9 protein-coding genes are annotated in these 12,953 nt (G+C 74.1%); 6 read left to right on the forward strand and 3 right to left on the reverse strand.

Annotated elements, in window-relative coordinates:
* The first annotated feature begins 143 nt into the window (after nucleotides 1-143).
* Complete coding sequence (locus ACFVU3_RS19950; protein WP_390067798.1) at nucleotides 144-1,526, forward strand: NAD(P)-binding domain-containing protein; 1,383 nt, start codon at nucleotides 144-146, stop codon at nucleotides 1,524-1,526.
* Nucleotides 1,514-2,701 (forward strand): MFS transporter, encoded by a 1,188-nt coding sequence (locus ACFVU3_RS19955; protein WP_390067849.1) that lies wholly within the window; start codon nucleotides 1,514-1,516, stop codon nucleotides 2,699-2,701. The genes ACFVU3_RS19950 and ACFVU3_RS19955 overlap by 13 nt, the downstream gene beginning before the upstream one ends.
* A gap of 48 nt (nucleotides 2,702-2,749) precedes the next feature.
* Here ACFVU3_RS19955 and ACFVU3_RS19960 read toward each other — a convergent pair whose 3' ends face one another.
* Complete coding sequence (locus ACFVU3_RS19960; protein ID WP_390067800.1) at nucleotides 2,750-3,469, reverse strand: hypothetical protein; 720 nt, start codon at nucleotides 3,467-3,469, stop codon at nucleotides 2,750-2,752.
* 219 nt (nucleotides 3,470-3,688) lie between these two features.
* Here ACFVU3_RS19960 and ACFVU3_RS19965 point away from each other — a divergent pair, with 219 nt between their 5' ends.
* The 4 genes from ACFVU3_RS19965 (at nucleotide 3,689) to ACFVU3_RS19980 (ending at nucleotide 9,094) form a co-directional block, all read left to right on the forward strand.
* Nucleotides 3,689-4,351 (forward strand): ATP-binding cassette domain-containing protein, encoded by a 663-nt coding sequence (locus tag ACFVU3_RS19965; protein ID WP_390067802.1) that lies wholly within the window; start codon nucleotides 3,689-3,691, stop codon nucleotides 4,349-4,351.
* The gene (locus tag ACFVU3_RS19970) at nucleotides 4,344-5,996 is read left to right on the forward strand and encodes a hypothetical protein (RefSeq protein WP_390067804.1); all 1,653 of its coding nucleotides are present in this window, start codon (nucleotides 4,344-4,346) and stop codon (nucleotides 5,994-5,996) included. The genes ACFVU3_RS19965 and ACFVU3_RS19970 overlap by 8 nt, the downstream gene beginning before the upstream one ends.
* 184 nt (nucleotides 5,997-6,180) lie before the next feature.
* A complete protein-coding gene (locus ACFVU3_RS19975) occupies nucleotides 6,181-7,338 on the forward strand; it encodes a BTAD domain-containing putative transcriptional regulator (RefSeq protein WP_390067806.1) in 1,158 nt (385 codons plus the stop codon).
* Between the two features lie 199 nt (nucleotides 7,339-7,537).
* Nucleotides 7,538-9,094 carry a hypothetical protein gene (locus ACFVU3_RS19980; RefSeq protein ID WP_390067808.1) on the forward strand — a complete coding sequence of 519 codons (1,557 nt, stop codon included), beginning with the start codon at nucleotides 7,538-7,540 and terminating at the stop codon, nucleotides 9,092-9,094.
* 166 nt (nucleotides 9,095-9,260) lie between these two features.
* On the opposite strand, the gene ACFVU3_RS19985 is transcribed toward ACFVU3_RS19980, so the two are convergent.
* Together ACFVU3_RS19985 and ACFVU3_RS19990 are read right to left on the reverse strand one after the other, a co-directional pair.
* Nucleotides 9,261-10,340: an alpha/beta hydrolase gene (locus ACFVU3_RS19985; protein ID WP_390067810.1), complete on the reverse strand. Its 1,080-nt coding sequence runs from the start codon at nucleotides 10,338-10,340 to the stop codon at nucleotides 9,261-9,263.
* Between the two features lie 67 nt (nucleotides 10,341-10,407).
* Nucleotides 10,408-12,879, reverse strand: a complete 2,472-nt coding sequence (locus ACFVU3_RS19990) for a penicillin acylase family protein (protein ID WP_390067812.1) — start codon at nucleotides 12,877-12,879, stop codon at nucleotides 10,408-10,410.
* Nucleotides 12,880-12,953: the final 74 nt, after the last annotated feature.

The following is a 12,953-nucleotide window of genomic DNA, read 5'->3' on the forward strand; positions in this document are numbered from 1 at the left end:
CACACGTCTAAGCAGGAGGCCATGGAGCCGCGGTGCGCCGGAGGCGTTGATTAGATGAATCTCTATGTTGACGCTCATCGATATCGAGTGCCATGCTGAAGGCGCAGGAGATCGACGGACGTCGAAACACAAGGGGACTCGCCATGGACGCCACCACCGCCGCCACCGAGCAGCTGCCCGTCGTGGTCATCGGGGCCGGCCCGGCCGGCCTGGCCGCCGCCGCCCACCTCGTCGACCGCGGCCTGGAGCCGCTGGTCCTGGAGGCCGGCACCCGAGCGGGCGCCGCGGTGCGCGAGTGGTCGCACGTCCGGCTGTTCTCCACCTGGGGCGAGGTCACCGACCCGGTGGCCGAGAAGCTGCTCGCCCCCACCGGCTGGACGAAGCCGGACGCGGACACGTACCCGACCGGCGGCGACTGGGCCGAGCGGTACCTCCAGCCGCTCGCCGGCGTCCTCGGCGACAGGGTCCGCCTCGGCGCCCGGGTCACCGGCGTCTCCCGGTCGGGCCGGGACCGGATCGTGGACGCCGACCGTGCCGCCCAGCCGTTCGTCGTCCACGTCACCTACGCCGACGGACGCGAGGAGCGGCTGTTCGCCCGAGCGGTGATCGACGCCTCCGGCACCTGGTCCACCCCGAGCCCGGCCGGCGCCTCCGGCCTTCCGGCCCTCGGTGAGAAGACCGCCGCCGACCGCGTCACCTACCGTGTCCCCGACCTCAAGGACCCCGCCACCAGGGCCCGGTACGCGGGCAGGCGAACGGCCGTGATCGGCTCCGGCGCCTCCGCGTTCACCGCCCTCGCCCTGCTGGCCGACCTCGCCAAGGCAGAGGACGGCGAGGGGACCGAGGCGGTGTGGATCCTGCGCCGGGGCATCTCCGGCTCCACCTTCGGCGGCGGCACCGCCGACCAGCTCCCCGCCCGCGGCGCCCTCGGCCTCGCCGCCAAGGCCGCCGTCGACGAAGGACACGCGGACGCCGTCACCGGCTTCCGCACCGAGGCCATCGAACGCGGCACCGACGGCCGCCTGGTCCTGGTCGCCGAGGACGGACGCCGGCTCGACCCGGTCGACGAGGTCGTCGTCCTCACCGGCTTCCGCCCCGACCTGACCTTCCTGGACGAGCTCCGCCTCGGCCTCGACGAGCGCCTCCAGGCCCCCGTCGAGCTCGCGCCGCTGATCGACCCGAACCAGCACTCCTGCGGCACCGTCTACCCGCACGGCGTCAACGAGCTGTCGCACCCGGAGGAGGGTGTCTACCTTGTCGGCATGAAGTCCTACGGACGCGCGCCGACGTTCCTCGCCCTCACCGGCTACGAGCAGGTCCGCTCCGTCGCCGCCGCCCTCGCCGACGACCACGAGTCCGCCGCGCGCGTCGAACTCGTCCTCCCCGAGACCGGGGTCTGCGGCGGCGCCGGCCTCTTCGACCAGCCCCAGGCCGACCCGGAGACCGACGGCGGCGGCTGCTGCGCCCCCGCCCCCGCCCTGATCCAGCTCGGCACCCCGGCTCCGGCGCCCTCCTGCGGCTCGTGACCGACCTGAACACCCGCGCCGTGCTGCCCGCGCTCTGCGCCACGCAGATCACCGGCTGGGGCGTCGTCTACTACGCCTTCCCCGTCCTCAACCCCGAGATCACCGCCTCCACCGGCTGGTCCACCACCGCGACGATGGCCGCGTTCTCGCTCGCGCTGGTCGTCTCGGGCGTCGCCGGGATCCGCGTCGGCCGGATCATCGACCGGCGCGGGCCCCGCACGGTCATGACCGCCGGTTCCGCCGTGGGCGCGGCGAGCCTGGTGGTCGTCGGCCTGGCGCCGAACCTGCCGGTGTTCTTCGCGGGCTGGGCCCTGGCCGGATTCTCCATGGCCGCCACGTTCTACCAGCCCGCCTTCGCCGCCCTCACCCGCTGGTTCGCCCCCGACCACGTCCGCGCCCTCACGGTCGTCACCCTCGCCGGCGGCCTCGCCTCCACCGTCTTCGCGCCCCTCACCGCGGCCCTCGCCGCCCAGCACACCTGGCGCACCACCTACCTCGTCCTCGCCGTCGTCCTCGCCGTGATCACGGTCCCGGCTCACGCCCTCGCTCTGCGCGCACCCTGGCCGCCGGCCCCGCCGGCCGCGGCGCACGCGGACGAGACGCCCCGGACCATCGTGCGCGGCCGCCCGTTCCTGCTGCTCGGACTGGCCTTCACGCTCTCGGCGTTCGCGATGTACGCCGTCGTCTTCACGCTCGTCCCGCTCCTGCTCGAACGCGGCTACACCACCGGCCAGGCCGCGTGGGCCCTCGGCATCGGCGGCGCCGGCCAGACCCTGGGCCGTACCCTCTACGCCTCCCTCGCCCGCCACACCGGCACCACCACCCGCACCGTTGTCCTCATCGCCCTCGGCGCCCTGACCACCGCCGCCCTGGCGGCCGTCCCCGGCCCGTACGGCCTGCTGATCGCGGTGTCGCTCGTCGCCGGGGTGGTCCGCGGCAACCTCACCCTCCTCCAGGCCACCGCCGTCACCGAACGCTGGGGCGCCACCCACTACGGACGGCTCTCGGGCATCCTCGGCGCACCCGCCATGACCGCCTCCGCCCTCGCCCCCTTCGCCGCCGCCCTCCTCGCCCCGCCCCTCGGCGGTATCCCCGAGCTCTTCGGGGTCCTCGCCGCGCTCGGGGCCGCCGCGGCCGTCGTCGCCCTCGGCACCACGGTCGACACCCGCACCTGACCGGCCGGCTCGGACCGCGGGTCCGGATTCCGGCGCGGCCTTCCTGCGTCACCGTGGGCACCCGCCACGGCGCCGCGTGCTCCACACCTCGTGGTACCGCGCGGTGAGCGTCCACGCGAACAGGGTCCCGGGGCGCTCTCGCAGCGCGGAGAGGGTGAGGCCGGCGGGTTCGGACACGCTGGTGCGGAGGATCGCCCTGGGGGCGGGGTACGGCTCCGGAACCTTCGCCCCGGCGTCGTCACCGGGGGCGTCCCACGCCAGGAGCTCCCCTCCGGTACGGGAACCGACCCACGGCGGGGAGGCGTGCCGCCGCTCGTGGGTCCCGGCCTCCCAGGACTCCAGTGCGCCGCGGATCGAGCCCCCGGACCACACGGTGGGGGTCTCCATGGACCGGAGGTCCCGGAGGACGTGGGGCACGGGACGGTCGACCACGAAGTACAGATGGAGCCGCATCGTGCAGGACATGGCGGGCTGCTCCGGCGCGTTCCCGTCGAAGAGGTTCCTGCCGCCGCCCCGGGAGCAGGTGTCCACCATGGTGGTACGCGGCGGCGGCCCCCATGAGGAGAGGGCGCCGATCTCGTCGGCCCGTGCCCGCAGGTCACGTCCGGCCCGCTCCCTCATCCGCCGGACCTCTTCCGAGGCGGCGACCCTCCTGAGCCGGCCCCGCCGGGGGCGGCCACCCCGGGAACAGGCGGTGAGCCCCACGAGAGCGAACGAGAGGAGGAGGGACGCGGCTTCGGCGGGCCGCCGGCGCGGGGCTGAGGTCATCGTCCGAGGCTCCCGTGGGTCGGCGCGCGGCTCCGCGGATCGTTTCCGGGGCGATTCCCAGCGTCACCTACGATGGGGACCCATGTCTAGGACGAGGGCTGGGTTCGGCGACGGGTCAACCGGTGCGGCACGGGGGGCTGTTGCGAGGGAGCACGACAGACTGCCTCCCTCGTCGGGCCAGGAGAACCCGCCGTCCTCGCCCGGCCCGGGCACGGCGTCGTGAGCGCTCTGCTGGAACTGGCCGACGTGCGGCACGGCTACGGCGGACGGGCCGTCCTGAACGGGGTGAGTCTGACCGTCGGCGAGGGGGAGTGCGTCGTCCTGCTCGGCGAGAACGGCTCGGGGAAGTCCACGCTGCTGCGGCTCGCCGCCGGGCAGGAGCTTCCGGAGTCCGGCCGTGTCACCCTGCGCGGCAGGCCCGTGTCCGAGGACGACTGGACGGTACGGGCCACGGTCGCCACGGTCCTGGACAGCGGCGTCGGCTATCCGGACCTCAGCGTCCGTGAGCACCTGATGCTCGTCGCCCTCGCACACGGACGGGGCGACGGGGCACCGGACGCCGTGGACCAGGTGCTGGCCGAGCACCACCTGACCGGGCGGGCCGACGCGCTCCCACATCAACTGTCCTCCGGGCAGACGCAGTTGATGGCGCTGGCACAGGCATTCGTGCGGCCCGCCGAGCTGCTCCTGCTCGACGAGCCGGAGCAGCGACTCGACGCGGACGCGCGGGCCAGGCTGGCCGGACGGCTGCGGTCCGCGAAGGAGCGCGGGACGGCGGTGCTCCTGGTCACCCACAACAGGGAGCTGGCCGACGCCGTGGCCGACGCCGCGTACACCGTCTCCGGCGACGGGCTGCTGATCGGGAAGACGTCCGGTGGCTGAGCCGACGGGACGGCGGGTGCGCGTCGCGGAGGAGGCCGACGCCGTCCTGCCCACCGAGGCGGTCCTGGCCAGGCTCCGGACGGCCCGGGCCAACCTGCGCGAGAAGCGGCGCCGGAGCCTCGCCTACACCCTGTACTGCACGGCACTGCTGCTCGGTATCTGGGTCGTCCCCCTGCTCGTCGGCGCGGGACGGGCCGGTGCGGACGGCCGGCTGCGGGGGCCCGCGGCCGAGGGCGTGCTGTCGGCGCTGCCCGCGCTCCTGCCCGCCGTCCTGGCCACCGTGGTGCTGCTGATGGCCGAGCGGGCCCTGTGGCAGGGGCCCGTGCGCGTGGAACGGGCGGCGTTGTCCTGGCTCGTCCCCCAGCCCGTGCTGCGGCGGGCCCTGCTGCTGCCCCGCTTCCTCGTGGCGTCGGTGACGACCACGGCGATCGCGACCGCCGCCGGAGCCGTGGCCGGCTTCCTGCTCCACGCGCTCGGAGCGGGCTCCTGGTGGGCCGCCACCGCCGCGGGAGCGGCGGCGGGCGGCGCGGCCGGCTTCGCCGGGACCGCCGTGGCCGCCGTGGTCCAGCGGCACAGCGACACCGGGCCACGGCGCAGGGCCGTGGCCAGGCGGACGGCGTGGGCGGTGGTGACATTCCTCTGGCTGCTCGCCGCCGCCTCACCGGCGGGCGGCGCATGGATCGCGGAGCCGGTCGCGCTCTGGTCGGGCCCGTGGGGCTGGGCGGCGCTCCCGCTGGTGGCGGTGGCGGACGGAGCCCCCGCGCCGGCCGGATGGGCCGGGGCCGCGCTGTCGGCCCTGACGACGGCCGTCGCCTGGCGGGCGGGCGCCGACGCGGCCGTACGGATCCCGGCCCGCGTGCTGCGCACCCAGGCGGGCACCGCGCTGCGGGTGCGGGCATCCCTCTACTCCCTGGATCTGCGGCAGGCACGGGCGGCCGTGCGCGCCACGCGCGCACGCACCTCGCGCGCCGCCGCGCGCCTGCCGTTCCCGCGGCGGAGGTGGCTGCTCGTCCCGTGGCGGGACGCGACCGCGCTGCTGCGCGCACCGGGGCGGCCGGTGTGGGCGGCGCTCTGGGCCGCCGCGGCCGTGGCTCTGCTGTGCCCGGACGACGTGCCGACCGCCGTCCGGCTCATGGTGCTGCCGGCCGGGTACCTGGCCGCTGCGCAGCTGGCGGAGGCGGCCCGGCTGGAGACGGACGACGTCCGGCGCTCGGCGCAACTGCCCTGGCCCGCCCGGGCGCTGGCGCTGTGGCACGGGATCGTGCCGGCGGCCGGGCTGCTGGCGCTGTTCGCCCTGGGCGCGGCGGTGGCCGCCGGGGCCGGTGCGTGGTCGGACCGGCTGCTGGTGCTGCCGGTGCTCGTGCCCGCGCTGGTCGGCGCCGCGCTCGTGAGCGCCTTCCGGGGTGTCGTACCGGCGCATCTGATGATCGGCTCGATGACGCCGCTGGGCGACACCGGACCCCTCGCGGCGCTGCTGTGGCAGACCCGGGGACCGCTGGTCGCGCTGGGATGTCTGTCGGTCGTGGACGGTCCGGCGCGCGGGGCCGGACCGGACGCCGTGGGTCTGCTGTGGCCGCTGGTCCTCGGGGCGGGCATGGTCTGGTGGGCGGGGGCGACGGCACGCGGGACCATGCGCGGCCGGTGAACCCGTCGGTGAGCCCGGCGGGGTGGCGGTGGGTGGGGCGGCGGGCGTGCGGAATCGGGGGCGGGACGTGGCCGCCCGGAGCACGTGTCACTCCGGATCGTTCCGGATGCCCCGCCCGCCGTCCCCCGCCCTACCGTGTCGGCGGAACCGCCGGAGCGAGCGGTCAGGAGCCGGGGGAGCAGCCTTGCCGACGACCACCACCGGCCGACCGGCCGTCACCGGCCGGCCGACGGCCACCATCGGGCGGCCTTCCACCACCGGCCGGCCCACCCCGTCCGCACTCGGGCACCTGGAGCGCGGGGTCCTCTCGGCGGTCGGCTGCGGGCTGCGGGACGACGAGATCGCCGACGCCCTCGGACTCCCCGAGGAGCGCGTGGCCGAGCACCTCGCGCGGGTCCTCGTGAAGCTCGGCCTGCGCGACCGGGCCGCCGCGATCGTCCACGCCTTCGACGCGGGGCTGGTCTCGCCCGGACTCGGCCCTCGCGCACGCCCGTCGGACCCTGCGGCCCCACGGGAGTGCGCCGGTGCGGTACGCGGACCGGAGATACGGATGTCCGTGCTCGGGCCGCTGCGGGCATGGAGGGACGGAAGGCCGCTGAACCTCGGGCCTCCGCGTCAGCAGGCGGTCCTGGCCGCGCTCGCGCTGGACGCGGGAAGGACGCTGAGCCGGCAGGAACTGCTGGACGGGGTCTGGGGGATGGAGCCCCCGGCCGCGAACGTGGTGCCGGTGTACGTCTACCGCCTGCGCAGGACCCTGCGGTCGGACGCCTCCGGCGACGGCCCGGACGCGGTCATCCGGCACGACCGGATACGCGGCTACCGCCTGGTGCCGGGCGCGGTCGACGTGGACGTCACCCGTCTGGAACGGCTGGTGGCCGACATGGGGGCGGCGGGCCGGGAGGGTGACCGGGCCGAGGCGGTCCGCCTCTGTTCCCGGGCGCTCGGACTGTTCCGCGGCGAGCCCCTGGACGGCCTGCCCGGGCCGCTCGCCGAGCTGGAGCGGATGCGGCTCGGCGAGCGCAGGATCGGGCTCGCGCAGCGGAAGGCGGAGTGGCAGCTGGAGCTGGGCCGGTGCGCGGACGCCGTGGCCGAGCTGTCCGCCCTGTCCGCCGAGCATCCGTGGAACGAGCCGGTGGCGGCGACGCTCATGCGCGCGCTGTACCGGACCGGCCGCCAGGCCGAGGCACTGGCGGCGTTCGACCGCACCCGCCGCCGTCTCGCCGACGATCTGGGGGTGGCGCCGAGCATGCTGCTGCGGCGGACCCGCCGGATGATCCTGTGCGGGGACGAGACCGGCCTGGGCCGGCCGGCGGACCCGGACATGTCGACGCCGTTCGCGTGACACCGCGGGGTGCCGCGCCCCGGAGACGCCCCGGAGACGGCCGCCCCGGAGACGACCCGGCGGCCTGGAGACGCCCCGGAGACGGCCGTCCCGGAGACGGCCCGGCTGCCTGGAGACGGCCCGGGCGGCGGCCCGGCGATTCCATCCGTATTTCATCGCTCCCTCCTACTGTCGGCCGCCGACGACCTGGGAGGTCCGAGTGAGAGAGTCACGATCCTGGTGGGGGAGATTCCTCCTGCCCCTGATAGCCGGCACGCTGCTGCTGGCCGCGACCGCGCCGCCCGCCGCGGCGGACGCCGCCGCTGCCGTGTCGTCCGAGCGCGGCGGCCCGATCACGCGGAGCGAGGTGATCCAGCGCGCCCAGTACTGGGTCGACCAGCGGCCGCCGTACAGCCAGGGGGCCCACGCTCCCGGCCCCGGAGGCGACTTCGACTACCGCACCGACTGCTCCGGGTTCGTCGCCATGGCCTGGCACCTCGACGCGAATCCGAACACGCAGGGCCTGCCGAACTTCTCGCACGAGATCGCACGGAGCGAGCTGCGGGCCGGAGACATCCTCAACTCGTTCTACCACCACGTGATCGTCTTCCACGAGTGGGTGGACGACCGGGGCGGCTTCTCGTACTACAGCTTCGGCGGCGGTGCCAGCGGCGTCGAACCGCCGGGGCACTTCTACGGGAACATCGGCAGCGCCTCGATCGACGGCCACCCGAACGGCGACTACCAGGCCCTCCGGTACGACCGCATCGTCGACGATTCCGAGGTGCGCAGGCCGCACCCGAACGCCTCGGGGCGGGTCGTGTCCGCGCGGTCCGCGGACGGACGCCTGGAGACCTTCGCGGCCGGCGCCGACGGCGTGTACCACTCCTGGCAGACCGGGGTGAACGGCGGCTGGTCGCCGTGGCAGTTCAAGGGCGGCCCGCGCAACGCCCAGTTGGCGCTGGCGGCCAACGCGGACGGCAGGCTGGAGCTGTTCGCGCTGTCGGACGGCACCTTCGACCACATGTGGCAGACGGGGCCCAGCGCGGGGTGGTCCGGCTGGGCGAACTTCGGGACCGGCGGGTACCGGCTGGCCGCGGGGAACAACGCCGACGGCCGCATCGAGGTGTTCGCGTCCAACGCCGACGGCGTGTTCCACCGCTGGCAGACCGCGCCCGGCGGCGGGTGGTCGGCCTGGGAGGGTGTCGGGGGCGGCCCGGCCCTCTCCCGGCTCGCCATGGAGGCCGCGCCCGACGGGCGCCTCGAGGTGTTCGCCCTGTCGGACTCGACGTTCGGCCACCTGTACCAGACCTCCGTCAACGGCGGCTGGTCCGGCTGGGAGAACTTCGGCGGGGGCGGGCACGACGTCGCCGTCAGCCACAACCAGGACGGCCGGCTCGAAGTGTTCGCGTCCAACGCCGACGGCGTCTTCCACAAGTGGCAGACCGGTCCGGCCTCGTGGTCGCAGTGGACGGGCACCGGAGGGATCCGGGACGCCGAGCTGACCACCGCGCGGACGGCCGACGGCCGCGTCGAGGTGTTCGCGATCAACGCCACCACGGCGAGCCACTCCTGGCAGACGGGTCCGAACGCGCCGTACTCGGCCTGGGAGACCTTCGGCGGCGGGGGCACCGAGATCGGCGCCGGCACCAACGCCGACGGCCGTATCGAGGTGTTCGGCACCAGCCACGCAGGCGTCTATCACCGCTGGCAGACCGGCTTCGCCGACTGGTCGGAATGGGCCTGGCTGAACGGCCCCGGTCCCGCGATGCCCTGACCCGCCCCGCGAGCCCGTCCGGCGGGTCGGCGCCGCACGGGTCCTCGGGGCACCGTCCGGGACGGCACCGCCGTCCCGGACGGACCGCACCGCCGTCCCGCTCACCGCAGCGGCGGCGGGCGGGACGGCGGCTGGCGGGGCGACGGCTGGCGTCAGGGCCGCACGGTCAGGACGCGAAGGCCCTCTCCAGCCTCGGGACCAGGTCCAGCAGGTCCTGCGCCCAGCAGCCGGCGCTGTGGCTGCCGTCGCACGCGGAGCCCCAGCCGGAGCCGTCGCCGTAGTTGACGTAGTAATAGGGCATGCCGAGCGCGTCCAGGCGTGCCTTGACGTTCTTGGACGCGCCCGAGACCCAGAACTCCATGTTCAGGGGAGAGCCGCCGCCGTCACCCGTGTAGATGGAGATCCCGATGCCCTTGAGCTTCTCCATGTGCTGGGACGGGTCGACCTGGTTCCACCGCCAGTCGACGTTGAACACCGGGTAGGGCGAGCCGAACAGGGCGTCGCTGTCCACGCCGGGCTTGTACGGGGAGTTGTTCGGGTCGCAGGTGCCGGACGACGAGGCGCACATCGCGCCCATCGCGTCGGTGACGGAGGCGACGACGGCCATGCGCAGGTCCATGGAGTTGGCCGAGAGGTCGATGTCGCCGGACAGGGACGCGGTCTGGCTGAACAGGTCGGGGCGGGCCTGGGCGTAGTGGAAGGCCCCGAAGCCGCCCATGGAGATGCCGGCGATCGCCCGGGACTTCTTGGCGGCGATGGTCCGCAGGTTCGCGTCGATGAACGGGATCACCTGGTTCAGGTGGAAGTTCTCCCAGTTCTGGGCGCCGAGCACGGTGTTCTGGTTGAGCCAGTTGGCGTACCAGCTGCGCGCGCCGCCGTCCGGGACGACGGTGATCATCTGGTCCGACATCGACAGCCCCGGGTAGGTCTGGTTGACAGGGTCGTCGGGGGAGCCGTGGAGGAAGTACAGGACCGGATAGCGCCTGTCCGGGTCGTCGTAGTACCCGCGCGGGAGAATGATCTTGATGTGCTGCTCGCCCGACACCTGGGGCGTGGTGACCGTCAGGTAGAAGTCGTGGGCGGTCCCCACGGCCGTGCCGACCTGGGTCAGGCCGAAGCCGTCCGGAAGGCGCGGCGGGGTGGTGCCGTCGTCGGCCCGGGCCGAGCCGACCGGCGCGACGACGACGGCCGCGGCGGCGACCAGCCACGCCACCACCGTTCTCCACCAGAGCGATGTCCTTGTCACGGTGTGGTTCCCTTCGTGAGTCTCGTGAGTGATGTCGTACGGGTGCGGCCGGATGCCCGGCCCGTGCTCAGTCCAGGACCACGACCCGCAACTCCGGCGAGGCCGCGATCTGTTCCTCGGTGAACCGCTCGGTCACCCACCCGCCGGCCGAGAACAACTTCGTCTGGTCGGCGTAGTGGGGCGAGTTCGGGTCCGCCGACTGGGAGTAGGCCAGGACGGAGTAGGTCTCCGGGGGCCCTTCGGCGGTGAACCGCACCTGCTGGACGAAGCTGGACCCGAAGACGATGTCGAGCTTTCCGTCGACCTGGCCCGGTTCGATCACGTTCAGCACGCCCAGGGCGCCGAACGAGCCGTGGACCGGGATCTGTTCGCCGCCTCGGGTGATCCGCTGCACGTCCGAGAGTGCCGCGTTCAGCGGTACGCCGGCCTTGCGCAGCGCGAGGACGGCCCGCGCGAGGGAGTCGCGGACGGCGGAGCTGCCGCCGTCGAGCGAATTGGGCGTGTGGACCGGGTTCTTGGGGTCGAAGGGGACCCGCCACGGCAGCTTGTCGACCCGCTGGGACCCCTGGAGGAAGTGCCAGTAGTGCGCGAACAGCCAGGACCCCCGGCTGTCCGCCGTGAAGTCGTGGCTCTTCCAGCCGGCCAGGACCGGGCACGCCTCCCGGATGTCGACGAGGTTGCCGTCCACCAGGACGAGCCCGAAGGCGACGCCCTGGCACGCCGCCACCGTCGTGGTGAGGGTGAGGTCGGCCGCCCTGCTGTTGTCGGCGAAGAGCAGCTTCCCCATGCTCTCCGGCGTGAAGCCCCGGCCGGGCAGGCCGTCGGTCCCGTCGATCCGCTTCTGCGCGGTCAGGATCAGCTCCTGGGTGCGCAGCGACCGGGGCGCCGCCATGTCACCCATCACCCGGGGGAAGGACAGCGGCTGCTCCGGATGGGCCAGCCAGGGGCTGTCGTTGGCGTTGCCGACGAAGTCGGAGCGGATCAGCCGAGGCTGCTTCGCCGGGTCGAGAAGGCCCGGCGCCGCCGCGTTGGGGTCGTCCGGCCAGTCGCAGGCGCTGCGCTTGCCGTCGAGGATGGAGACCGGCGGCACGTTCGACAGGGCGAGTGTCTGGTGGAAGAGCAGCTTGCCGGTCTCGGTGAGGCAGGACTGCGCGTGCGCGTCGGTGATGTTCGGGACGGCCTGGATGTCCGCGTAGAGCGCGTTCCCCTTGCGGTCGGTGGCGACCGTGTTGAAGAAGGGGACGCCCTGGGTGGTCTCCAGGACCTTCACCACGTCGTGGACGTCCTTCGCCCGGTCGAGGCCGAACCAGGTGTTCAGGGCGCGCAGGTTGCCCATGTTCACGTCGCGCACCGCGTGCGCGCTGACCACCCACGGCAGCGAGATGCCGAGGATCGACGTGGTGACCGGGCCGTAGCGGGTGGACCACAGCGTCCGGCCGACCGTGCCGATCGTGCCGTCCGGGTTGCGGACGTCGACGGAGACCCGCTGCGAGGTCATCCGCTCCCAGGCGCCGTCGACCAGGTACATGGTCGGGTTCAGAGGGTCCACCTGCACGTCGAAGAGCCCGAACGGCGCGACCGTGGCGACGGTGTGGCTCCAGGCGACGTCCTCGTTGTGCCCGATGTTCACCGCGGGAAGACCGAGCAGGCTCGCCCCGGAGACATCGACCTGCCCCGGGATCGTCAGATGGCTCTGCCACATCCGGTTCTTGCCGTGCCACGGGAAGTGCGGGTTGGCGAGGAGCATGCCGGTGCCGCCGGAGACGCCCTGCGCGCCGACCGCGAGCGCGTTGCTGCCCATGCTCTGCCGCCGGCTGGCCGCCAGCGCCTCGCCGATCTTGTGGGCGGTCCTCTTCGCGGTCGCCGCGCGCGCCTCGGGTGACGGCGACGGCGCCTTGGCGGCCGAGGCCCCCGGGGGCGCGGCGGTGACCTGGCCGTCGAGCAGCACGTCGGCGCTGCCCATGATGATCTCGGCGTGCGCGTGCCGGTAGACGTCCAGCTCGGTGATCGGGCGCACCCAGGCCGCGCCGCGGCAGGCGGGATCGGAGAGGTTGGCCACGCCGGTCTCCGCCAGGTACCTGTTGTACCCCTGGACATAGCCGCGGATGGCCTGCTTGACCTCCGGCTCCGGCCCGTCGGGCGCGGGCTGCGCCAGCAGCCGCTCGACCACGCCGTCGTCCTTGATCCGCTGGAAGTACAGATCGCTGTGGAGGTTGGTGGTGGTGTTCTGGTTCTGCCCGGGACTCGCCCTGCCGTCGGGCCCCAGGTGGCGGGACCTCTCGGCGTTGACCATCAGATACGTGTCGGCGAGCGTGCAGATGTTGTCCTTCGCCGCCGCGTATCCGTAGCCCGTTCCCAGCCCCTCCCAGTCGGAGGCGATGATGTGCGGGATGCCGTACTCGGTGTAGCGGATCGTCGGCTTCTCCGGGCCCGTCTCCGCCGCGCCGGCCGGTGACCCGCCCACCGCCGTCGTGCCGATCACCGCCACCGCGGCCATGACCGCCACCGGCAGCCTCGCTCTGCGCCTTCTCCACGCCATCGATGCCCCTCCCTGGGGTTTCGCGCCTGCGTCCGGACGCGGTCACGCTAGGGAGGGGCGATGAAATCCCGATG

Source organism: Streptomyces sp. NPDC058052 (genome assembly GCF_042885515.1).
In the GTDB taxonomy this organism is placed as follows: Bacteria; Actinomycetota; Actinomycetes; order Streptomycetales; family Streptomycetaceae; genus Streptomyces.

Coding starts and splice junctions, on each gene's coding strand:
- ACFVU3_RS19950 (WP_390067798.1), top strand. CDS start 144: ATGGACGCCACCACCGCCGCCACCGAGCAGCTGCCCGTCGTGGTCATC.
- ACFVU3_RS19960 (WP_390067800.1), bottom strand. CDS start 3,469: ATGACCTCAGCCCCGCGCCGGCGGCCCGCCGAAGCCGCGTCCCTCCTC.
- ACFVU3_RS19990 (WP_390067812.1), bottom strand. CDS start 12,879: ATGGCGTGGAGAAGGCGCAGAGCGAGGCTGCCGGTGGCGGTCATGGCC.